Consider the following 22,088-nt stretch of genomic DNA (forward strand, 5'->3'; position numbering starts at 1 on the left):
GCTCACTTCGCCGCGGTCAGCTGTCGAATGCGTCGAGCAGTTCCTGGGCGGCCAGCGCCGGGGTCAGCGCCCCGGTACGAACGTCGCGTTCCACCCGGCCCCGCACCGATTGCACGGCCGGGTTGTCCGCGAGCCGGCGCAGCAGCTGATCGTGCACCATGGTCCAGGTCCAGTCCACCTGCTGGCGGCGGCGCTTCTCGTCGAACTCCCCGGCGTCGGTGAGCACCCGGCGGTGTTCGAGCACCGTGTTCCAGAACGTGTCCAGGCCCAGCCCCTCGAGTCCGCTCATGGTCAGCACCGGTGGCCGCCAGAGCGCATCGTGCGGATGGATCAGCCGCATCGCACCGGTCAGCTCCCGAGCCGCAGCCTTGGCCTCGATCTCGTGTTTACCGTCGGCCTTGTTCACCGCCACCAGATCGGCCAGTTCCAGCACGCCCTTCTTGATGCCCTGCAACTGATCACCGGTGCGGGCCAGGGTGAGGAAGCAGAACACATCGACCATGTTCGCGACCGTCACCTCGGACTGGCCGACGCCCACGGTCTCCACCAGGATCACGTCGTAACCGGACGCCTCCAGCAGCACCATCGTCTCCCGGGTCGCCTTGGCGACACCGCCCAGGGTGCCGGCGGTCGGCGAGGGCCGGATGAAGGCGTCCCGCTCCAGCGACAGCCGGGCCATCCGCGTCTTGTCGCCGAGAATCGAGCCACCGGTCCGGGTCGACGACGGGTCGACCGCGAGCACCGCCACCCGATGCCCCTTGTCCAGCAGATACATGCCGAGCGCATCGATGAAGGTCGACTTGCCCACCCCGGGCACCCCGGTGATACCGACCCGGTTCGATGCCGGGGCAGCAGTGTCGGGGGTCACCCGCAGCAGCAGTTGCTGAGCGAGATCCCGGTGATCGGCGCGGGTCGACTCGACCAGCGTGATCGCGCGGGCCAGCGCCGCCCGATCGCCGGCCCGCACCGCCGACGCGAGCGCCGCGACATCGATCGACCGGCCCCGCCCGGCCGACCGCGTACCGGCGGTCGGGCCGGAGCCCGGCACGACGTCCGCAGGTTCACCGGATCCGTGCACGTTCGTCCTCATATCTCCCTCGGTTCGCCCCGGGTCCGGATCGCCCACCACACCGGGTCACGGATCGCCTCGACACACGGCACTCGTCGTCACACCACCGAGCCGGACAACCGGAGCAGCCGCGCGCCGCGGCCGAGGCCCGGCGACGCCGCCGCGACGGAACCCGGCTCGGCGCGGCTGCGGAGCCCGGGCGGATACCCGCACCGGTGGGGCGGGCACCGTGGGCTCCGCAGCGCTCATTCGGCAGCGGCACCGCCGAGTTCGTGGCCCAGTTCGGCCCCGAGCTTGCGCAGCAGATCGATGGCGGCATCGGCGATCACGGTGCCCGGCGGGAAGATCGCCGCCGCACCCGCCGCATACAGCTCCTCGAAGTCGTCCGGCGGGATGACGCCACCGACGATCACCATGATGTCCGGGCGGCCGACCTCGGCCAAGGCGGCACGCAGCGCGGGCACCAGGGTGAGGTGGCCGGCGGCCAGCGACGACACCCCGACGACGTGCACGTCGTTGTCGGCAGCCTGCTGCGCGACCTCTTCCGGGGTCTGGAACAGCGGGCCCACGTCCACATCGAAGCCGAGGTCGGCGAACGCGGTGGCGATCACCTTCTGGCCGCGGTCGTGGCCGTCCTGGCCCATCTTCGCCACCAGGATGCGAGGGCGGCGGCCCTCCGCCTCGGCGAACTCCTCGACCAGCGCGCCGGCTGCGGAGATGTTGGTGACCTTGCCTGCTTCGTCGCGGTACACACCGGAGAGGGTACGGATCTCGGCCTGGTGCCGGCCGTACACCGCTTCCAGGGCATCCGAGATCTCGCCGACGGTGGCCTTGGCGCGGGCGGCGTCGATGGCCAGCGCGAGCAGATTGTTCGCCATACCGCCTTCGGCCGACCCCGCGGCCCGGGTCAGTTCGGCCAGGGCGCGGTCCACGGCCGCCTGATCGCGGTCGGCGCGCAGCTGCCGCAGCTTCTCCACCTGTTCGGCGCGCACCGACGTGTTGTCGACCTTGAGTACCTCGACCTGCTGGTCCTCTTCGACCTGGTATTTGTTGACCCCGATCAGCGGCTGCTGGCCGGTGTCGATCCGAGCTTGGGTGCGGGCCGCGGCTTCCTCGATACGCAGCTTCGGAATGCCCTCCGAGATGGCCTGCGCCATGCCGCCGTGCGCCTCCACCTCGGCGATATGGGCGCGGGCCCGCTCGGCGAGCTGGTGGGTCAGCCACTCCACGTAGTAGGAGCCACCCCACGGATCGATGGGCCGGGTGGTGCCCGACTCCTGCTGGATCAGCAACTGCGTGTTGCGGGCGATTCGGGCGGAGAAATCGGTCGGCAGCGCGAGCGCCTCGTCGAGCGCGTTGGTATGCAGCGACTGGGTGTGTCCCTGGGTCGCCGCCATCGCCTCGATACAGGTGCGGGCCACGTTGTTGTACGCATCCTGGGCGGTCAGCGACCAGCCCGAGGTTTGCGAATGGGTGCGCAGCGACAGCGATTTCGGGCTCTTCGGGTCGAACTTCGACACCAGCTCGCTCCACAGCAGCCGGCCGGCCCGCAGCTTGGCGACCTCCATGAAGAAGTTCATGCCGATCGCCCAGAAGAACGACAGTCGCGGCGCGAACTTGTCGATGTCCATCCCGGCATCGATTCCGGCCCGGATGTATTCGACACCGTCGGCCAGGGTGTAGGCCAGCTCCAGGTCGGCGGTCGCGCCGGCTTCCTGGATGTGGTAGCCGGAGATCGAGATCGAGTTGAACTTCGGCATCTTCGCGCTGGTGTAGGCGAAGATGTCGGAGATGATCCGCATCGAGGGCTTCGGCGGGTAGATGTAGGTGTTGCGGACCATGAACTCCTTCAGAATATCGTTCTGAATGGTTCCGGCCAGCTGTTCGGGCGCCACGCCCTGTTCTTCGGCGGCGACGACGTAGAGCGCCAGGATCGGCAGCACCGCGCCGTTCATGGTCATCGACACCGACACCTGGTCCAGGGGAATGTGGTCGAACAGCTGGCGCATGTCCAGGATCGAGTCGATGGCGACACCGGCCATCCCGACGTCACCCTGCACCCGCGGATGGTCCGAGTCGTAGCCGCGGTGGGTGGCCAGGTCGAAGGCCACAGACAGGCCCTTCTGCCCGGCCTGCAGGTTGCGCCGGTAGAAGGCGTTCGAATCGGCGGCAGTGGAGAAGCCCGCGTACTGGCGGATCGTCCACGGCTGGTTCACGTACATGGTCGGGTACGGGCCGCGGACGTACGGTGCGATACCCGGCACGCTGTCCAGCGGGTAGCCGGCCGCCACGACCGCGTCCCGGTCGGCGGCCGTGTACACCGGGGCGACGTCGATGCCTTCGGGTGTGGACCAGGTCGGTTCGGTCGGCACGGCCGGTGCGGTACCGCCGTCCACCGGCTCGCCGGGACCGCCGGTCAGCGGAATGTCGGCGAAGCTGCCGATTTCGTCCGTACGGACAGTCCCCGGGGCGGTACTCGCCCGGGTCTCGGATGTCGTCATCAGGCTCCCACCTTCTCCAGCAGCTCCGACAGGACCGCGGCCGCATCGATGCGCGCGGTGAGGAACCCGTCGGGGCGCTCCTGCTCGCTGAGCTCGGCCGCCGATTCTCCGGCGCCCTGCACCGCCTTCGCCGGACCGGCCAGCAGCACTGTGCCCACACCGGCCGTGCGCAGGGCGGCCGCCGCGGCCGGCGCCTCCGTGCCGTAGCGCGCGTCCGAACCGCACAGCACGGCGATCGGGGCACCGGATTCGGTGGCGGCACCGCCGATCTCGTCGAGGGTCAGCGGGCCCGGGTTGGTGGTGTCGATACCGCCGGAGGCCAGCAGGTTCGCCACGAAGATCGTCCGGGCATTGTGCTCGGCCACCGGCCCCAGCGGCACCAGCAGCGCCTGCGGGCGCGCGCCGTGCGCGGCCAGATAGGCATCAGAACGGTTCCGCAGCGCCTCGAATGCGGCGCCGTATCGTCCGTCCGTGCCGAGGGCGCGGGCCTGCTCGGACAGCGGCTTCTCGGTGGCGTCCGGGAACTCGTTCACCCCTGTCACCGCGGTGCGACGGTGCGCCACATCGGCGCCGCGGGCCGCGGCCGTCGCCGCGATCCGCTCGGCCAGCAGGCCGGAGTTCAACGCGGCGCGGTAGCCGCCGGCGGCCTCGATCTCCTGCATGAACTGCCAGGCGACTGCGGCGAGATCGTCGGTGTGCTGCTCCACATACCAGGAACCGGCGGCCGGATCCTGGACGTGCCCGAGGTGGGATTCCTCCAGCAGCAGCAGTTGGGTGTTGCGGGCCATCCGGTCCGCGAAGGACCGTGATACCCCGAGTTCGTCCGGCGGCAGCGCCGAATCGAAGGGGGCCACGGTGACCGAGTCCGCGCCACCGACTCCGGCACCGAAGGCGGCGAGGGTGGTGCGCAGCAGGTTCACCCACGGATCCCGCTGGGTCATCATGGCCGCCGAGGTGTCCGCATGCTGCGGTGCCGCACCGGCTGCCGGGGCGCCGCACACCTGGGCGACCCGCGCCCACAGCTGCCGGGCGGCGCGGAACTTGGCGATGGTGGCGAACTGGTCGTCGGTGGCGGCGAACCGGAACTCGAGCTGCCCCAGGGCGGTGGCGGTGTCCAGACCGGCAGCGGTCAGGGCGCGCAGGTATTCCAGACCGGCGGCGACGGCGGCACCCAGTTCCTGTCCGTCGGCGGCACCGGCGCGGTGGAACACCGTGCCGTCGACGGTGATCGTGCGCACCTTCTCGGCCCGTTCCGCCGCCCGGCAGGCCAGTTCCACCGCAGTGTCCGGATCCACGTCCTCGGTACCCGCGAAAGCTGCCGACAGCGGTGCGGCGCCGAGCCCGATCCGGATCTCGGCACGGTCTCCGGAGGGGTCGTAGTCGTCGAGGAGCCGGAAGATCTCCGCGGCGGCCGCCGGAGTCTGTGCGCCGGCTTCCAGGGTGAGCGGCGCCAGCTCGTACAGCAGGCCCGACAGCACCTCGCCGAGGTCCGGCACCGGCACGGCGCCGGCACCGACCACCAGCCGGACGGCGCTGACCCCGTTGTTCAACCCGTCGAGGAGCTGCCGGTTGAGCTCGGCGGCAGCGGCGGGCGATGCGCCGTAGCGAGCCGCGACACACCAGCCGCGCAGCGCGCCCTGTGCGGTGGCGCCGCGGACGAAGGGGAAGGCACCGGGCAACGGACGTTCCGGCACCTCGTCGCGCCGGGTGTAGAGCGGCGCGACGGTCAGCCCGTCGTAGGTGGTCTGTTCGAGCAGACGCTCGGGCTCGGCAGGCGGATTCTCGGGGTCGACCTTCCTGGTCTTCGCCAGCACCCCTGCCACGCCCTTACGCCATCCCGCGTATTCGGGCACCGGATCCGGCGCGACCGAGGCGCCGGATTCTGAACCATTCGGCATCGCTGCTGTTCTCTCTTCCCCTCGACGACGACACCATCGTGTGCTGCCGTCCTCCGAAAAGTCCGCCACCTCAGGTGCAAGGTCGGCGACAATTTTCGGCGCACGAGTTCTTCTCTTGTCACAACGATGCTAACTGGGACGCCGTGTACAACCTTCGGCCGATCCCCTACTCGCCGGTACACTCGCGCGGTGCACAGTGAGCGGCCCCGCCTCGGCCCTGCAGCGACAGCGGGAGGGAGCGAAGCGACCGACCGGCGGAGTGAAGGCCCGAGGCACCCTGGGGGCCGGTCACGCGCCGCCGGAGGCGGCGCCATCGGACACGGCGACCGGCCCCACTTCGATCCTGCGGCGACACAGCGCGGGAGCGAGGCGACCGAGTGGCGGACCGAAGGGCCCGGGCCCCACACGGACCGGTCACACGACGATGGAGGTAGCGCTATCGGGCACAGCGACCGGGGCCGCCTCGATTCTGCAGCGGCTGAGGGCGGCAGCACAGCGACCGCCGCCACCGAACACAGCAACCCGCCCCGCGTCGCCCCTGCACCTACAGAGTCCCCGGCGGTCCGGGAGGCGTCGGGCCGGGGTGGTTCCGGCGCGCTGGGGCGGATGACGCGGGCGCAGCGGGTTGCCGCGTTGCTGTGTGGTGCGGCGTTGCTGTTTCTGGCGGCGTACCTGGTGCCGTTGCCGACGCCGCGGCAGATCCAGGACTGGGCCGGTTCGCTCGGTCCGATGTTGCCGATCGCCTACTTCGTGTTCTATTCACTCGTTGCGGTAGCGCCGGTCCCCCGCACCGTGTTGACCGTGACCAGCGGGGTGCTTTTCGGCCCCTGGGTGGGTGTGCTCGTCGCACTGTCCGCGACGGCCGTCAGTGCCGGACTCGCGCTGCAGCTGGTCCGCAGCATCGGACGCCACCGGGTCGCCCGGTTCCTCGACCACCCCGCCGTCGCCACCATCGACGCGCGGCTGGCGCGCCGCGGCTGGCTGGCGGTCGGTTCGATCCGGTTGATCCCGGTGGCGCCGTTCTCCGTCGTCAACTACTGCTGTGGCTTGTCCACCGTGCGCTTGTGGCCGTATATCGTCGCCACTGTCGTCGGCTCCGCCCCCGGCACCATCACCACCGTCGTTCTCGCCGACGCTCTGACCGGCGGCACCCATCCCGCCGCCCTCGTCGTCTCCGGCCTCGGTCTGCTCCTCGGAGCAGTGGGCCTCGTGCTCGACGCCCGCCTCCCCATCCCGCCCGTGGACGGCAGCGGCGCCGGCCGGGCGGCTGCACGATCCTGAATGCTCGGCGACCGGCCGCGATCACCCCAGGTACGCAGCCGCGCCGCTACGATGCTGCGATGGCAGCGGGCACCGGGACGTGCGGAACGGCTGCGACCGGGTTCACGCCCCGGAAGGCGAGTCCGATGGCGAAACCGGCCGCTTCCTCCAGTTGTCGAGCGCGGTCGAGGCCGCCCAGCACCGCAGGCTCGGCTCCGGCGTCGCGCACCAGTTTCTCGGTGATGTGCAGTGCTCCGGAATCGTCTCCGCACATCGCAACGACCACCGGTGCGGCTCCGGGGTCGGTCCACTGGGTCGCCGGGAAGAGGTGGAAGGCCTTGACCACGTGTGCGCCGGGAGCAAGCCCGGCCAGCTGTTCGGCACCGGACGTCCCGGCCGGCGTCTGCAGCACACCGATACCGTGTTCCATCGCGTTGGTCGGGTCGATCAGGGTGGCACCCGACAAGGAACCGCTCGGTGCGCCCGCGGCGTCCAATATGTCCGGGATCCCGCTCCAGGTCACTGCCAGCAGGACTGCCTCGGCATCTGCTACCGCCGCTCGCGCCGGGACGGCCCTTCCGCCCAGCTGTGCTGCGAGATCCCGCGCCTTATCCGGTGCGCGCCCGGCGACGGCGATCTCATGCCCGGCGCGCGCCCACCGTCCGCCGAGCGCGGCGGCCAGCATCCCCGTTCCGAGAATCCCGATGTTCATTACGGCTCCTTCTTGTCGTAGCTGCCGATCCAGGGGCTACGGTAGGGAATCCGATACACACCGATCGGTGCGAAACGGGTGGGTGAAGATCGTACGATGAGCGAGGGCCGCGACGAGTGGGTCGCCGACTGCCGGCTGCGGGCGGCGACCGACCTGTTCACCCACACCTGGGATCCGGTGGTGCTCGCCGCCCTGTACGACGGGCCACTGCGCCGCCGTGAGCTGCGCCTGCGAGTCGGTGGCATCAGCGACAAAGCGCTCACCGAGGCCTTGCACCGCCTCCTCCACCGAGGACTGATCGAGCGGCGCCGCTACGCACAGGCGCCGCCCCGGGTGGAGTACGGATTGACCGGTCTGGGCACCAGCCTCGCCGAAGGACCGATGCAAGCGCTCGCCACGTGGGTAGCCGAGCACGGTGACGCCCTGCTGGCCGCGCAGGACGACACCTGATCACCGGCGACCCCGGTCAGCCGAGCGCATTCGGCTGATCGAGGACCCACAGCCAGGTACCGTCCGGCTGGCGGCGGGCCACCTCGGCGGTGGCGCTCGCACCGTCGGGCAGGAGTACCGAGGTGAGGGCGAGTTCGCCGGCGCGCAGGGTCGGGCGCGCGGCGCCGGGGGCGAAGACCGGCCGAACGGCCAGCAGCTCGGCGTATGCGGCACGAATCTGTGCCCGCCCCGCGGCCATCACGCCGTCGGGCAGCGCAAGCACGGCGCCGGGTTCGTAGAGAGCCACCAGTCCGTCGAGATCACCGGTGTTCAGGCGCTCGACGACCAGCCGCCCCAGATCCTCGGGCGTCCGGGCGGGTTCGTGGTGAATACTGTTGCCGGGCATCGCAACCCCCTTGCTCAGGTCGATGCGGTCAACCGTAGCCAGGCGCACCGACAGGTTCGGCGGCGTGGCCCACCTGGTGGTGACCGGGCACGTGGCCCACTGACAGCAGCGCGACGCCCGGCCGGAAGTCCGGCCGGGCGTCGTCTTCGAGTCGGATCCGATAGGTCCTTGCGGCTACGCCACGTCGACCTTCAGCGCCCTGGCGATCGCCTCCAGCATCGTGCCGTGCTGCTCCAGCATCTTGCCCTGGTCGTCCAGCTTCTGATTCACCTCGGTGAACCGCTCATTCACCTCCGCGAACCGCTCATTCACCTCGGCGAACCGCTCATTCACCTCCGCCCGGAAGCTACCGATCTCCTCGATAACCGCGGCATGGTTCCGATCGACCTTCGATTCGACCCGTAAGACCTCGCTGCGCACATCCGCAAGCTCACTCCGACCCGCCTTGGTGACGATCAGGTCCTCGAGGTTGGCCACTCGGGTCTCCAGGTTCATGGCGACCATCCTAACCCTGGCCACCGACCACCAGTACGAGCAAAAGGAATCGAAGCCCTGCCGCCGGACGCCGGCACCCGGGCTGCTCACCCGGCCATGTTGGGCATCGAAAACGTGTACCACCGGCCGTCGTACGGTTCGTAGGCGTACCGGTACGGCGCCGGCGGGCCTTCGGGCACGTGGACGCCTGCGGGAAAGTGGGCCGGCCCGGTGGTACCGAGACCGTTCAGGTGGAACAGGCATGCACCGTCGACGGCGGCCACCGAGCTCACCTGCATCAGCCCGTAGCGGATATCATCCGCGCCGGCCGGACAGTCGCGCGCGGCGGTAGTGAACTACTGTTCGGACAGGGCCCACCCGATGCGCTCTCCGGCGTCGCTCCACAGCACCGCTATGCCCACGACGACGCTCGACGCGGCCGCCGCCACCGGACCGAATGCGCGGTGGCGCGCCAGGCCGATCGGGCCGAGCACCACGACTCCCAGGCCGGCCACGGCCAGCAGCACTACGGCGACCAGCCCTACCGTCAGATCGGCAGCACTGGCTTGGGTCCAGGCGAGCAGCAGCGCGCCGAGAACGCCGGTACACGCCACCGCCCCCATCGACATCGACCAGTTCCGTGGCGCGCGACCAGTCATGCCGGCAATTGTCACACCCGGCAGACGTCCGCCGCGGCCCCGGTCTACCCCGGCAGCGGCGCTACACCCCACCGTGACTCGTCGCCGGCGGGCCCGGTGCACAGCGGCCGGGCACCGGCGATGTCACCCGCAGGACGGCACTGCCCGGATACGGGAAGCCCCCGGCCGGAACGATCCGGCCGGGGGCTCAGTGAGACGTGCGCGGACTACACGCGCGCCAGTGCCTTGGCCTCACGACGGCGGCGGTGCAGGATCGGCTCGGTGTAGCCGTTCGGCTGCTTCGTCCCTTCGAGGACCAGTTCCTTGGCGGCCTGGAAGGCGACGCTGCCGGCGAAGTCGGGCGCCATGGGGCGGTAGGTCGGATCGCCGGCGTTCTGCCGGTCGACGACCGGGGCCATCCGCTCCAGGCTGGCGATCACGTCAGCTTCGGTGACCACGCCGTGCCGCAGCCAGTTGGCCATCAGCTGGCTGGAGATGCGCAGGGTGGCGCGGTCCTCCATCAGCCCGACGTCCAAGATGTCGGGCACCTTGGAGCAGCCGACCCCCTGGTCGATCCAGCGGACCACGTAGCCGAGGATGCCCTGGGAGTTGTTGTCCAGCTCCTGCCGCTTCTCCTCGTCGGTCCAGTCGGTGTTCTGGGCCAGGGGGATCTGCAGGATCTCGTCGACGTTCGCGCGGGCGCCGCCCTTGGCGATCTCGGCCTGCCGCTTGAACACGTCCACCTGGTGGTAGTGGGTGGCATGCAGGGTGGCGGCGGTCGGCGAGGGCACCCAGGCGGTGTTGGCGCCGGCCTTGGGCTGGCCGATCTTCTGCTCCAGCATGCCCTTCATCAGGTCGGGCATGGCCCACATGCCCTTGCCGATCTGCGCCTTGCCGGGCAGGCCCTTGGCCAGGCCGGTGTCGACGTTCCAGTCCTCGTAGGACAGGATCCACTGCTGGGTCTTCATCTCGGCCTTGCGGACCATCGGACCGGCCTCCATGGAGGTGTGGATCTCGTCGCCGGTGCGGTCCAGGAACCCGGTGTTGATGAACACGACCCGGTCGGACGCGGCCTGGATGCAGGCGGCCAGGTTGACCGTGGTGCGGCGCTCCTCGTCCATGATGCCGACCTTGAGGGTGTTACGGGTCAGCCCCAGCACGTCCTCGATCCGGCCGAACAGCTCGTCGGTGAACGCGACCTCGTCGGGGCCGTGCATCTTCGGCTTCACGATGTACACCGAGCCGGTGCGGGTGTTGGCCCGCTCATTGTTGCCGTTGAGCGAGTGGATGGCGATCAGCGAGGTGATCAGACCGTCCATGATGCCTTCGGGCACCTCGTTGCCCTCGGCGTCGAGGATGGCGTCGGAGGTCATCAGGTGCCCGACGTTGCGCACGAACAGCAGCGACCGGCCGTGCAGGGTCAGCTCGGAGCCGTCGAGGGCGGTGTAGGTGCGGTCCGGGTTCATGGTGCGAGTGAAGGTCTTGCCGCCCTTGGTGACCTCCTCGGCGAGGGTGCCGCGCATCAGGCCCAGCCAGTTGCGGTAGCAGGCGGTCTTGTCCTCGGCGTCGACCGCGGCGACCGAATCCTCGAAGTCCATGATCGTGGTGACCGCGGACTCCAGGACCACATCCTTGACACCGGCGGTGTCGGTGGAACCGACCGGCGAGGACGCATCGATCTGGATCTCGATGTGCAGCCCGTTGTGCTTCAGCAGCACAGAGGTCGGGGCTGCCGGATCACCCAGGTATCCGACCAGCTGCGACGGATCGGCCAGACCGATCTCGGTACCGTCCTCCAGGCCGACCTCGAGCTCACCGTCGACGATCTTGTAGGAGGTGGAACCGATGTGCGAGCCGGTGATCAGGGTGACCGCATCGTCGAGGAAGTTGCGCGCCCATTCGATGACCTTGTCACCACGCACCTTGTTGTAGCCGGTGCCCTTCTCGGCGCCGTTCTCCTCGGAGATGGCATCGGTGCCGTACAGCGCGTCGTAGAGCGAGCCCCAGCGGGCATTGGCGGCGTTGATCGCAAATCGCGCGTTGGAGACCGGCACGACCAGCTGCGGGCCGGCGGTGGTGGCGATCTCGGCATCGACGTTCTCGGTGCCGATGGTGAAGTCACCGGGCACCGGGCGCAGGTAGCCGAGCTCGGTCAGGAAGTTCTTGTAGGCGGCCTTGTCGTAGCCGGTGCCGGGGTTCGCGGTGTGCCAGGCGTCGATCTTGCCCTGGATCTCGTCGCGTTCGGCCAGCAGAGCACGGTTACGCGGCGCCAGATCGTTGATGACCTGCTCGGCACCGGCCCAGAACGCGGCGGAGTCCACGCCGGTACCCGGGAGCGCTTCGTTCTCGACGAAGTCGTGGAGAACGCCGGCCACCTGGAGCCCGCCGACCTGAATCCGCTCTGTCATGTACTGCCTCACTTTTCGAGAAAGCCGGTAGGGAAAGACGATGTCATGTTACCGGTGGGTAGTTGCGACATCGTGCGTCGGGTCAACGCTGCGCGGCCGCGGCGCATTCCGCCGCACCCCGCACCACGCCGCGCACCCGATCGGCGCGCTCGGCGCGGCAGGCACACGTCGGACCGCGAGTCGGCGGGGACGGCCGTGCACCCATGCTTGCCGGTGGAGCGGCACCTACTCTACCGACCCGGACCTCTGCTCCGGGCAGGCGCGGTCATGACGTCGGCCACCCGGCCACCGGCGCCGGCATCGACCCCTGCCGGTGTACCGCGAAATAATCGGCCGACAATTCCGCCCGGGTGTGGAACCATTGTTTTTCCACCGGGCGGACATCCCCGGTGGACAGCGACGAGACCGGGGAAAGGAGGTCGGCCGTGCACTGCCGTCACACGATGCCCGGGTATCCGAAACATGCCCCGGCGCAATCGATCACGTTCCGCAACCGGTGCTGCGGCGACCGCCCTGAGCAGTCCGGTCGCGCACTGCGCGCCTGACCGGCTTTCCCTGTTCCATCCACCGGCAATTCCGCCGGTGTTCGATTTCTCATCCGCACAAACGGGGGATTCCCATGACGTTGTCCGCTGCCGTCGAAAATGTTCCACCACCACCGCACGACTGGATGCAGCACCGGGTACTGGTGCTCAACGCAAGCTACGAGGCCCTCGACGAGGTGACCGCCGACCGCGCGATCGTGCTGCTCATCACCGGCGCCGCCGAATCAGTGATCGACCGGACGCCGCGGGTTCCGGTGCGTTCGCAGTGGCTCGAGCTCATGGTGCCCGACACCGTCCGGCTGCGGCGCTACGTGTACCTCGAACATGTCACCCGGATCGGCGACGACAGCCGGGCCACCCTGCCGGCGGTGCTGCGGCGGGACAAGCACCGTTGCGGGTACTGCGCCGGGTGGGCACACACCGTCGACCACATCCGCCCGCGCAGCCGGGGTGGGCCCAACACCTGGGAGAACCTGATCGCCAGTTGTGCCCCGTGCAACCACAGCAAGGCCGACCGCACCCCGGAGGAGGCCGGTATGCGCCTGCTCTGGGAGCCGAAGGCACCCGACCCACTCGCTCGGCGGCAGCGCCGCATCTGGCGACACCTGGCCGCCGGCTGATCGAACGAACCACCCGCAGGAGAGGAGAGCCCCCGATGATGACCACTCTGGCCGAACTGCTCCCGCTCTCGGATTCCCGGGAGTGGCACCGGGCGGCGTGCCGCGGCGATACGAACCACGAGGCGTGGTTCCCGTACCCGTCCGAGGATTTCGACTATGCGCGGCGGATCTGCGCAGGCTGCCCGATCCGGACGGCCTGTGCCGACTTCGCGACCCGGACCGGGCAGTCCGGGGTGTGGGGCGGGCACGAGTTCGATCGCGGGCGCATCATCCGGGACTGACCGATCCGCGGTGCCGCGGATTCCCGGCGGCCGGTCATTCGGCACCACCGACCGGCCGCCGGGTGCCGGGACCGCGCCGCGTCCTTACACTGGCTCGCCGTGGGAAGTCATCGCAGCGGCAGCCGTGCACGTGGAATCAGCAAGGGCCCGGTGATCGCCGTTGCAGCGGTGGCGGTGGCGGCATTGCTCGTGCTGGCCTGGATCCAGCTCGGCAACCGGGCGGACCGCACGGATTCCGCCGCCGCGGCCGCTTGTCTCGAAGGGGAGGCCACCCTGGCGGTGACCGCCGATCCCGCGATCGCGCCCTGGGTGCAGGCGGCGGCCGACCGGTACAACGCCACTGCACCGCGAGTCCGCGACCACTGCGCCTCGGTCGCGGTCACGGTGCAGCCGTCGGCAGCGGTGGTGGCCGGTTTCACCGCGAACCAGGGCTGGGATCCGGCACTCGGACCGCAGCCGGGGCTGTGGATCGCCGATTCCGGCCGCTCCATCGAGGCGATGCGGGTGCCCGGCCTGATTCAGGGCATTCCCGCCTCGGTGGCGACCAGCCCCATCGGGCTCGCAGTCCCCGAGCCGCTGCGTGCCGCCCTCGCGGACGCGGAGACCAGCTGGGATGCGCTGCCCCGGCTGCAGCAGGGCTCGCTCGCCGATCTCGGGCTACCCGAGTGGGGTGCGCTGGGACTCGTCCTGCCGCCCGGTGACGCCACCCTCGCCGTCGCGGCAGCGGTCGGTTCGAGTGTCACCGGGGCGGATCCGCTGACCGAGGCGGCCGCCGCCACCGGCCAGGCGGTCGCGGCGATCTCCGGGGTGGCTGCCGGGGCTCCCGCGGCGGCCGACCTGGGCGCCGTGAGCGCCGACCCGGCCGCACCGGTACATGCCGCGCCCGCGACCGAGCAGCAGGCCCGGGCTGCCGGGCTCACCACCTACGTTCCACTCGGCGCGGCACCGGTGGCGGACTTTCCCGCGGCACTGTTCTCCGGCCCTTGGGTCGACGAGACCGAGAACCTGATCGCCTCCCGGTTCGCCGATTTCCTCCGTACCCCCGAGCAGCTCGACGACCTCGACGGACGCGGTTTCGGTCCCCCCGCAGCGGCCCCGGCCGCCGTCCCCGACCGCGCCACCCTCACCACCGTGCAGCAGACCATCGACAACCCGGTCCTCGGGGTCCAGGCCACCGTCCTCCTGGACGTCTCCGCATCCATGGGCACCGCCGAAGGCAGCGGGACCCGGCTGGGCAACGCCGCGGCCGCCGTGGCGTCGACCCTGACCGTGATGCCACCCGAATTCGGCTTCGGTCTCTGGAGATTCGGCAAGGACCTGGACGGCACCACCCCGTACGAGATCGTGGTGCCCACCGCCGAACTCACCGACGATCACCGGGCCGCCGCCGGCACCGCCGTCACCGCACTCGAACCGGACGACGTGGCCGCCGACCGGGCCTACCCCAGCCTGGTGGCCGCCTACCGTGCGGCCGTCGCGGAGCCCGCGGCCGGACGCACGAACACCGTCCTGCTGATCACCGACGGTCCCGAGGACGACTCCGAGCTCACCGGGGCCGACCTGATCGACGCGATCACGGCCGCGGGCGACGCCGCACAGCCGGTGCGCGTCGACGTCATCGTGCTGGGCGGCGCAGACAGCCCGACCCTGCGCACCGTCGCCGAGCAGACCGGCGGCACCTACCGGCAGTCGGCGACCACCGACGACCTCGCCTTCGGCACCGCCGTGGTCGACGCCCTCACGACACCGTGATCGGGCTGCACACCGATCAGTCGGTGTAGGTGTCCAGAGGCGGGCAGCTGCAGACCAGGTTGCGGTCGCCGAAGGCACCGTCGATCCGGCGGACCGCAGGCCACACCTTGGCGCGGGAACCACCCAGCCCCAGCGGGTACACCGCGGTCTCGCGGCTGTACGGGTGGTCCCACTCGCCGACCAGGCAGGCGGCGGTGTGCGGAGCGCCGCGCAGCGGGTTGTCGGTGACCGGCCAGGTACCGGCGGCGACCTGGTCGATCTCGGCGCGGATCGCGATCATCGCCTCGACGAACGCGTCCAGTTCCTCGAGGTTCTCGCTCTCGGTCGGCTCGACCATGAGCGTGCCGGCGACGGGGAAACTCATGGTCGGCGCGTGGAATCCGTAGTCGGCGAGCCGCTTGGACACGTCGTCCACGGTGACACCGGTGTTCTTGGTGATCGCCCGCAGGTCGAGGATGCACTCGTGGGCCACCATGCCGTTGTCGCCGGTGTAGAGCACCGGGAAGTACGGATCCAGGCGCCGCGCCAGATAGTTGGCCGAGGCGATGGCCGCGAGGGTGGCGCGACGCAGGCCGGGCGCCCCCATCATCCGGATGTAGGCCCAGGTGATCGGCAGGATCGAGGCGGAACCGTAGTTCGCCGCCGATACCGCATGCGAACCGGCTGCCAGGGGATCGCCCGGCAGGTACTCGGTCAGATGCGACCGCACCGCGACCGGCCCCACTCCGGGACCGCCACCGCCGTGCGGGATGCAGAACGTCTTGTGCAGGTTCAGATGGCTGACATCGCCGCCGAACCGACCCGGCCGGGCCAGCCCGACGAGCGCGTTCAGGTTCGCGCCGTCGACGTAGACCTGGCCACCGGCATCGTGCACGAGTGCGCACAGATCGGCGACCTCGTGCTCGTAGACACCGTGGGTGGACGGATAGGTGATCATGATGCAGGCGAGCCGCTCGGCGTGATCGGCGATCTTCGCGCGCAGATCGTCCAGATCGATATCGCCGTTGTCGCGGCATTTGACCACTTCGACGCGCAGGCCGGCCATGGCGGCCGAAGCCGCGTTGGTGCCGTGTGCGCTGGACGGGATCAGGCAGGTGTCGCGATGGTGGTCGCCGCGATCGAGGTGGTAGCGGCGGATCGCGAGCAGGCCCGCGTACTCACCCTGGCTACCGGCATTCGGTTGCAGGCTGACCGCGTCGTATCCGGTGATCTCGGCGAGCCAGCGTTCCAGGTCGCCGATCAGGGTGCGCAGGCCCGTGCTGTCCGCGTCGGGTGCGTAGGGATGCAGCCGGGCGAAACCGGGCCAGGTGATCGCGGCCATCTCGGCGGTGGCATTGAGCTTCATGGTGCACGATCCGAGCGGGATCATGCTGCGGTCCAGGGCGATGTCCTTGTCGGCCAGCGACCGCAGATAGCGCAGCATGGCCGTCTCGGTGCGGTAGCGATGGAACGCCGGATGGGTGAGGTACTCCGAGGTCCGGGTCTCGATGGACCCGGCGGGCGCCGGGCGGGCGGCATCCGGGGTGATCGTGGTGCCGAAGGATTCCAGAACGGCGGCGACATGCTCGTCGGTGGTGGCCTCGTCGCAGGCGATGCCGACATGGTCCGCATCCACCAGGCGCAGATTGATGCCGCGAGCCTTCGCCTTCGCCACCACGGCTTCCGCGCCACCGGGGACATGGGCGAGCACCGTATCGAAGAAGTCGTCGTGTACCACGGCGGCACCCAGCCCGGTCGCGATCGCAGCGGCGTGCGCATGTACCCGGCGGGCGATCGCCCGGAGCCCGTCGGCCCCGTGGTAGCTCGCATACATGCCGGCCAGAATGGCCAGCAGCACCTGAGCCGTACAGATGTTGGAGGTGGCGCGCTCGCGGCGGATGTGCTGTTCCCGGGTCTGCAAGGCCAGGCGGTACGCCGGGGTACCGTCCGCATCGCGGGAGACCCCGACGAGGCGGCCGGGCAGTTGCCGCGCGAAACCGTCCCGGACCGCGAGATATCCGGCGTGCGGGCCGCCGAAGCCCATCGGGACGCCGAACCGCTGGGTGGTGCCGAAGCAGACATCGGCGCCGAGCTCACCGGGCGGAGTGATCAGGGTCAGTGCCAGCAGATCGGCACCGGCCGCGACGAGCGCGCCCCGCTCATGGGCGGCTGCGATCACCGCGGACCAGTCGACGATCCGGCCGGAGGCGCCGGGCAGCTGGACCACCACACCGAAGAACTCGCCCTCGGGCAGGACCCCGCCGGTCAGGTCCGCCTCGACCACCTCGATACCCAGCGGCTCGGCGCGGGTACCGATGATGGTCTTGGTCTGCGGGAACAGGTCGGCATCGACGACCACCCGGGCCGAACCCGACTTGGCGGCCCGGTGCATCAGGGTCACGGCTTCGGCGGCGGCGGTCGCCTCGTCCAGCATCGACGCGTTCGCGACGGCCATGCCGGTCAGATCGCCGACCATCGTCTGGAAGTTCAGCAGCGCTTCCAGCCGGCCCTGGCTGATCTCCGGCTGATACGGCGTGTAGGCGGTGTACCAGGCCGGATTCTCCAAGATGTTGCGAACCAGCACCGGCGGGGTGAGGGTGTCGTAGTACCCCAGCCCGATCATCGAGGTGGCGACGGTGTCGGCAGCGGCGAGTTCGGACAGTTCGCCGAGGGCGGCGTGCTCCCCTACGGGTGCGGGCAATGCCTCGAGTCCGGACTCGTCCAGGATGCTCGCGGGCAGTGCGCGCTCGGCGAGCGCCTCGAGCGAGTCGACGCCGACGGTCGCCAGGATCCGGGCGAGTTCGGCAGCATCGGGTCCGATGTGGCGTTCGGCGAACGAGCGGGTCACGGCAGCTCCAAGGTCGGGCGGGCCGGCCGGGATCGGCCGACGGGGCGTGCCCTCCCCCTCTGTCGTGGCGCCTGAGAGATTCGGGCCGGAAACCGGTCCCTTTCCCCGTGGGCGGGTGGCTCGGCCACCGCTTTCCAGAGGCGTCGAATCCCCGTACGGTCCCTGTTGCCTGAGAGATTGACGGGGAGGTGCTGCTCCTTCGGCGCCCGGGTTCGGCGAACCCGGAACTCTCCCGCACGGCGGCGACGCACCCCCAGTCTAAGCTGCCGGGCGCGCGAGTCGTACTCGCGGGGCGCTACCTAGCCGGTCTTACGGTTCATCCGGGCCTTGCGCCGGTACGCCAGCTCGTCCTCCGGACGGTCGGCGGTCTCGGCGGCCCGCTCGGCCGGGAAATCGGCGATCGCGCCGGTCAACTCCCGCATGGCACCGCTCACCGCGATCCCGAACACGCCCTGCCCGCCCTGCAGTAAATCCACCACTTCCTCGGGCGAGGTGCACTCGTAGACCGAGGTGCCGTCGGAGAACAGCGTGATCCCGGCGAGATCCTCGACTCCCCGGCTGCGGAGGTGATCCACCGCGATCCGGATGTTCTGTAACGAGATGCCAGCATCCAGCAGCCGCTTGACGATCTTCAGGACCAGGATGTCCTTGAACGAATAGAGCCGCTGGCTGCCCGAACCGGCAGCGCTGCGAATCGACGGCACGACCAGGCCGGTACGCGCCCAGTAGTCCAGCTGACGGTACGTGATTCCGGCGACCTGGCATGCGCTCGGCACCCGGTAGCCGACCAGGTCGTCGGGCACCGAGTCGTCCGGGAACAAGCCAGGCTGTACCGCATCCTGCGATTGCTCTGCCACTGACCACTCCTTGCTCTGGCGACTGTCCGGCTTCGTCACTTGTGCGCCGGTTCCCGTAGGGACACCGGCACCGACCGTTCGCGGGGCAGAACGGCGAACAACTTCACGGCCGTCCGGCCCCGCCGGAAGCGGCCCATCGGCGGACCGATCCCCGGTTCATCGAGACTACTCCCGACCATTGTCGCGGGCCGACGCCACAAGAACCAAGCACCACGACCGGCGATTCTCTCGACCTCTACTTCAGGTGTAGGTTCCGGGCGTGGGTCAGCTGTCGGTCGCCTTGAAATCGTCCGGTGAAACAGACTCGAGGAATTCCTTGAACTTCTCGACCTCGTCCTCACGTTCATCGGGAATCACCAGGCCGGCTTCGGCCAGCACGGCCTCGTCGGCGAAGATCGGACAGCCCACCCGCAATGCGATGGCCACCGAATCCGACGGCCGGGCCGAGATCCGCACGTCGCCGTCGAACACCAGATCGGCGTAGAAGGTGCCCTCCTGCAGATCGACGATCCGGACTTCCTTCAAGGTGTGCCCCAGATCCGCGATCAGGATCTTGATGAGGTCGTGGGTCAACGGCCGGGCCGGCGTCACGCCTTCCTGTTCCAGCACGATCGCGGTGGCCTCCGTCTGGCCGATCCAGATCGGCAGATACCGCTCCCCGTCCGCCTCACGCAGCAGCAGCACGGGCTGATTCTGCTGCTCGACCCTGATGCCGATCACGCGCATCTCGCTCATCGCACTGCCTCCCTAACGCCTGCGCGCCGGCAGGACCGCTACCCGGCGCGCCTGTACCCACGAGTCTAGGCGAATTCGCCCACGCGCAACGAGCCCGCAGCGCTCGCAACGCCGTGTCGATCTCCGGTCAGCCGCCGAGCTGGTTGCGAACCGACGTCTTCACCAGTGCAGCATGCAGGTTCAACGACAGTGCCGCGAGTTCGCGGACCGTCTCCTCCGCCCGCGCCCGGGCGTCGACATCGCGGCTCTTGGCGATGGGCGCGGCGATCTGGGCCACCAGGGCCGCCTCCCGGTCGGCCGCCAGCTTGAAGGCCCGCAGATGCCGGGCCTCCAGGCCGAATTCCGCCAGGGCGGCGGCGGTGCGGGCGAGTGTCACCGCATCGTCGTCGAATCGCCCCCCGTGGTCCGGGACGATCAGATTCGCCCGGATCAGATCGTCGAGGAACCGGTCATCGATACCGGCGGCCTCGAGCAGGTCCGCGCGAGTGCGCCGGACCTCGTGGTCGAGCCGGAACTCCGCGGAGGTCACCTCCCCGGGCACCACCCCCAACCGGCGCGGTGCGGCGGATCCGCCGGCCGCGCCGGACGGCGCGGCCTCGACCGCCTCCCGCGGTATGCGGGTACGCTTGCGCGCTTCCCGCACTCCCAGGGTCGCCGCGCCGCTGTCGATCGCCTCGAGTTGTTCCTTGATCACCTTCAACGGCAGATACTGGTCGCGCTGTGCGGTCAGCACGAACCGCAGACGTTCACAGTCGGCCACCGAGAAGCGCCGGTACCCCGACGGCGTCCGTTCCGGACGGATCAACCCTTCGGATTCCAGAAAGCGAATCTTCGAGATCGTCACATCCGGGAAGTCCGGACGCAGCAGGTCGAGCACGGAGCCGATCGACATACCTCCGCGTGCCCACTGCGCCGCCCCGGTCACCGCACCGCGCCCTTCCGCGGAACCGGCACCGATCGGGTCACAGCGAACCCGCGCCCGTCGACGTCTCGTTCACCTGCGAACGCGGTCCGGTGAGGAACACCAGCCGGAACTTGCCGATCTGGACCTCGTCCCCGTTCTGCAGCGCCGACGAATCCACCGGCTCCCGGTTGACATAGGTGCCGTTCAGGCTGCCGACATCCACCACCTGGAACGAGTTGTCGTCCTGCCGGAACTCCGCGTGCCGACGGCTGACGGTGACGTCGTCGAGAAAGATGTCACTGTCGGGGTGACGACCGGCCGAGGTGGTCGGCTGATCGAGCAGGAACCGCGAGCCGGCATTCGGTCCGCGCTTGACCACCAGCAGGGCCGCGCCGACCGGCAGACCCTCGACCCCTTGAACCGGCGGCTCGCCGGTCGGCTCTCCGGAGCGTGACGCGTCGACCTCGTTGAGGAAGTCCGCGCGGAAGACCGACGTCGTCTCGGCCGCGGTCTCCCCGTAACCCGGGTCTTTGTTCTCGCTCACCGTTTCTCTCCTCCTCGAACCTGATTATCCATGCAAGCAGGTGCTGCGTTGCCCGACACGACAGGCGTGATGCGCACCGACCGATCCGGTGCCGAATCCCCGACGTATCCGCTTGGCTTTGACCGTACCCTGCCGGGACGTTCCCGTGCAGGTAGAACCCGGAAGGCCGGGTCAGCCCTCGGTAACTGCCCGATAACCGGCGGCATCCAGCAGATTCCCCAGCACCGAATCGAGATCCGCTCCGGCATCCACAGCGAGGTCGAACAGCCAGCCGGCCTCGTACGGATCGCTGTTCAGCGTTTCCGGCGCCGAAACCAGATCTTCGTTGACCGCAACGATTTTCCCGCCCAGCGGGGCGTAGATATCGGAAACGCTCTTGGTGGACTCCACCTCGGCGATCCCTTCCCCGGCCGTGACCTTCCGATCCACGTCCGGCAACTGCACGAACACAACGTCACCGAGCTGAGACTGAGCGTAGTCGGTGATCCCCACCCGGACCGTCCCCGGGCCGGTCGGGCGCACCCATTCGTGCTCTTCGGTGTATCGCAGATCCTCCGGGGTGCCGGTCACTGGGTGTCCTTTCGTCGTGGCGGTTGCCGCCAAGACTATCGGCTGGCTCTACCGGTGCGGCACAGGCGGTGTCGTTCGAGCCACCGCGACCGCCTTCCCCGTGTACAAGGCCCCGGTCCAGACGTACAACGCGGTTCCCCAGACCAGTAGCGCCGCGCCGAACGCCCGGGCGAACCCGGCCCCGGCCCAGGACAGCTCGCCCGCCAGCAACCACGGTAGCGCCGACATCAGGGCGAACGTGGCCGCCTTGCCCAGGTAGATCACGTCCGGCGGCGGCAGGCCACGGCGTTTGTACACCGTAAGCGTCACGGTGAGCAGCACATCCCGGCCGATCAGCAGGACCGCCACCCACCACGGGAGCAGGTCCCGGGCCGCAAAGGCGAGCAGTGTCGTCACCAGGAAGACCCGGTCGACGAACGGATCCAGCATCGCCCCGAGCCGCGAGGCCTGATCCAGCAACCGGGCGAGCTTCCCATCCAGGAAGTCCGTCACACCGATCAGGATCAGCAACGTGAAGGCCCATCCGTCGGCGTGCTGCACCAGCAGCAGCCACAGGAAGAGCGGGACGCCCGCCAGCCGGATGACGCTGAGCACATTCGGCACGGTCAGGATACGGTCACTGTCGGTTGGCACGACCCGTGCTTACCGCACCGGGCCG

The 22,088-nt window shown here is 69.6% G+C and carries 21 protein-coding genes and 1 riboswitch; of the genes, 5 read left to right on the top strand and 16 right to left on the bottom strand.

The features are described from left to right. Positions 1 to 16: 16 nt before the first annotated feature. The 3 genes from meaB to AC1HFH_RS15800 form a co-directional block, all read right to left on the bottom strand. Positions 17 to 1,090 carry a methylmalonyl Co-A mutase-associated GTPase MeaB gene (meaB, locus tag AC1HFH_RS15790; RefSeq protein ID WP_480243539.1) on the bottom strand — a complete coding sequence of 358 codons (1,074 nt, stop codon included), beginning with the start codon at positions 1,088 to 1,090 and terminating at the stop codon, positions 17 to 19. 224 nt (positions 1,091 to 1,314) lie between these two features. Next, positions 1,315 to 3,570 carry a methylmalonyl-CoA mutase gene (scpA, locus tag AC1HFH_RS15795; protein ID WP_480243540.1) on the bottom strand — a complete coding sequence of 752 codons (2,256 nt, stop codon included), beginning with the start codon at positions 3,568 to 3,570 and terminating at the stop codon, positions 1,315 to 1,317. Next, positions 3,570 to 5,468, bottom strand: a complete 1,899-nt coding sequence (locus AC1HFH_RS15800) for a methylmalonyl-CoA mutase family protein (RefSeq protein WP_480243541.1) — start codon at positions 5,466 to 5,468, stop codon at positions 3,570 to 3,572. Before AC1HFH_RS15800 ends, scpA begins: the two co-directional genes overlap by 1 nt. A gap of 597 nt (positions 5,469 to 6,065) precedes the next feature. Between AC1HFH_RS15800 and AC1HFH_RS15805 the strand changes: the two genes are divergently transcribed. Continuing rightward, entirely contained in the window at positions 6,066 to 6,749 is a 684-nt protein-coding gene (locus tag AC1HFH_RS15805; protein ID WP_480247866.1) for a TVP38/TMEM64 family protein, read from the top strand. 46 nt (positions 6,750 to 6,795) lie between these two features. Here the strand turns inward: AC1HFH_RS15805 and AC1HFH_RS15810 are convergent, their stop codons facing one another. Further along, positions 6,796 to 7,440 carry an NADPH-dependent F420 reductase gene (locus AC1HFH_RS15810; protein ID WP_480243542.1) on the bottom strand — a complete coding sequence of 215 codons (645 nt, stop codon included), beginning with the start codon at positions 7,438 to 7,440 and terminating at the stop codon, positions 6,796 to 6,798. Positions 7,441 to 7,536: 96 nt separating this feature from the next. Between AC1HFH_RS15810 and AC1HFH_RS15815 the strand changes: the two genes are divergently transcribed. Then, a complete protein-coding gene (locus tag AC1HFH_RS15815) occupies positions 7,537 to 7,890 on the top strand; it encodes a winged helix-turn-helix transcriptional regulator (protein WP_480243543.1) in 354 nt (117 codons plus the stop codon). 16 nt (positions 7,891 to 7,906) lie between these two features. Here the strand turns inward: AC1HFH_RS15815 and AC1HFH_RS15820 are convergent, their stop codons facing one another. The 5 genes from AC1HFH_RS15820 to AC1HFH_RS15840 all read right to left on the bottom strand — a co-directional run bounded on the left by AC1HFH_RS15820 (position 7,907) and on the right by AC1HFH_RS15840 (position 11,795). Then, positions 7,907 to 8,275, bottom strand: coding sequence for a YybH family protein (locus AC1HFH_RS15820; protein ID WP_480243544.1), 369 nt, complete (start codon positions 8,273 to 8,275; stop codon positions 7,907 to 7,909). A 174-nt stretch (positions 8,276 to 8,449) separates the two neighbouring features. Then, positions 8,450 to 8,770, bottom strand: a complete 321-nt coding sequence (locus AC1HFH_RS15825; RefSeq protein ID WP_480243545.1) for a hypothetical protein — start codon at positions 8,768 to 8,770, stop codon at positions 8,450 to 8,452. A gap of 86 nt (positions 8,771 to 8,856) precedes the next feature. Beyond that, positions 8,857 to 9,048 (bottom strand): hypothetical protein, encoded by a 192-nt coding sequence (locus AC1HFH_RS15830; RefSeq protein WP_480243546.1) that lies wholly within the window; start codon positions 9,046 to 9,048, stop codon positions 8,857 to 8,859. Between the two features lie 57 nt (positions 9,049 to 9,105). Beyond that, positions 9,106 to 9,408, bottom strand: a complete 303-nt coding sequence (locus AC1HFH_RS15835) for a hypothetical protein (RefSeq protein WP_480243547.1) — start codon at positions 9,406 to 9,408, stop codon at positions 9,106 to 9,108. 206 nt (positions 9,409 to 9,614) lie between these two features. Beyond that, positions 9,615 to 11,795 carry a malate synthase G gene (locus tag AC1HFH_RS15840; RefSeq protein ID WP_480243548.1) on the bottom strand — a complete coding sequence of 727 codons (2,181 nt, stop codon included), beginning with the start codon at positions 11,793 to 11,795 and terminating at the stop codon, positions 9,615 to 9,617. A 619-nt stretch (positions 11,796 to 12,414) separates the two neighbouring features. Here AC1HFH_RS15840 and AC1HFH_RS15845 point away from each other — a divergent pair. The 3 genes from AC1HFH_RS15845 to AC1HFH_RS15855 all read left to right on the top strand — a co-directional run bounded on the left by AC1HFH_RS15845 (position 12,415) and on the right by AC1HFH_RS15855 (position 14,993). Then, positions 12,415 to 12,960 (top strand): HNH endonuclease, encoded by a 546-nt coding sequence (locus AC1HFH_RS15845; RefSeq protein ID WP_480243549.1) that lies wholly within the window; start codon positions 12,415 to 12,417, stop codon positions 12,958 to 12,960. A 38-nt stretch (positions 12,961 to 12,998) separates the two neighbouring features. Continuing rightward, positions 12,999 to 13,241, top strand: a complete 243-nt coding sequence (locus AC1HFH_RS15850; protein ID WP_480247867.1) for a WhiB family transcriptional regulator — start codon at positions 12,999 to 13,001, stop codon at positions 13,239 to 13,241. Between the two features lie 99 nt (positions 13,242 to 13,340). Next, positions 13,341 to 14,993, top strand: coding sequence for a vWA domain-containing protein (locus AC1HFH_RS15855; RefSeq protein WP_480243550.1), 1,653 nt, complete (start codon positions 13,341 to 13,343; stop codon positions 14,991 to 14,993). 16 nt (positions 14,994 to 15,009) lie between these two features. Here the strand turns inward: AC1HFH_RS15855 and gcvP are convergent, their stop codons facing one another. From gcvP to AC1HFH_RS15890, 7 genes are all read right to left on the bottom strand, one after another. Next, positions 15,010 to 17,820, bottom strand: a complete 2,811-nt coding sequence (gene gcvP, locus AC1HFH_RS15860; RefSeq protein ID WP_480243551.1) for an aminomethyl-transferring glycine dehydrogenase — start codon at positions 17,818 to 17,820, stop codon at positions 15,010 to 15,012. A 146-nt stretch (positions 17,821 to 17,966) separates the two neighbouring features. Further along, a riboswitch (glycine riboswitch) is annotated at positions 17,967 to 18,065 on the bottom strand. 54 nt (positions 18,066 to 18,119) lie between these two features. Beyond that, the gene (locus AC1HFH_RS15865; RefSeq protein WP_480243552.1) at positions 18,120 to 18,677 is read right to left on the bottom strand and encodes a MerR family transcriptional regulator; all 558 of its coding nucleotides are present in this window, start codon (positions 18,675 to 18,677) and stop codon (positions 18,120 to 18,122) included. A gap of 264 nt (positions 18,678 to 18,941) precedes the next feature. Then, positions 18,942 to 19,412 carry a bifunctional nuclease family protein gene (locus tag AC1HFH_RS15870; RefSeq protein WP_480243553.1) on the bottom strand — a complete coding sequence of 157 codons (471 nt, stop codon included), beginning with the start codon at positions 19,410 to 19,412 and terminating at the stop codon, positions 18,942 to 18,944. 127 nt (positions 19,413 to 19,539) lie between these two features. Next, entirely contained in the window at positions 19,540 to 20,304 is a 765-nt protein-coding gene (gene ftsR / locus AC1HFH_RS15875; protein WP_480243554.1) for a transcriptional regulator FtsR, read from the bottom strand. Between the two features lie 70 nt (positions 20,305 to 20,374). Next, complete coding sequence (gene odhI, locus AC1HFH_RS15880) at positions 20,375 to 20,860, bottom strand: oxoglutarate dehydrogenase inhibitor Odhl (protein ID WP_480243555.1); 486 nt, start codon at positions 20,858 to 20,860, stop codon at positions 20,375 to 20,377. Positions 20,861 to 21,031: 171 nt separating this feature from the next. Beyond that, entirely contained in the window at positions 21,032 to 21,430 is a 399-nt protein-coding gene (gene gcvH, locus AC1HFH_RS15885; protein ID WP_480243556.1) for a glycine cleavage system protein GcvH, read from the bottom strand. A gap of 48 nt (positions 21,431 to 21,478) precedes the next feature. Then, positions 21,479 to 22,063, bottom strand: coding sequence for a CDP-alcohol phosphatidyltransferase family protein (locus AC1HFH_RS15890; protein WP_480243557.1), 585 nt, complete (start codon positions 22,061 to 22,063; stop codon positions 21,479 to 21,481). Positions 22,064 to 22,088: the final 25 nt, after the last annotated feature.

Source organism: Nocardia sp. KT25-26, assembly GCF_056627695.1.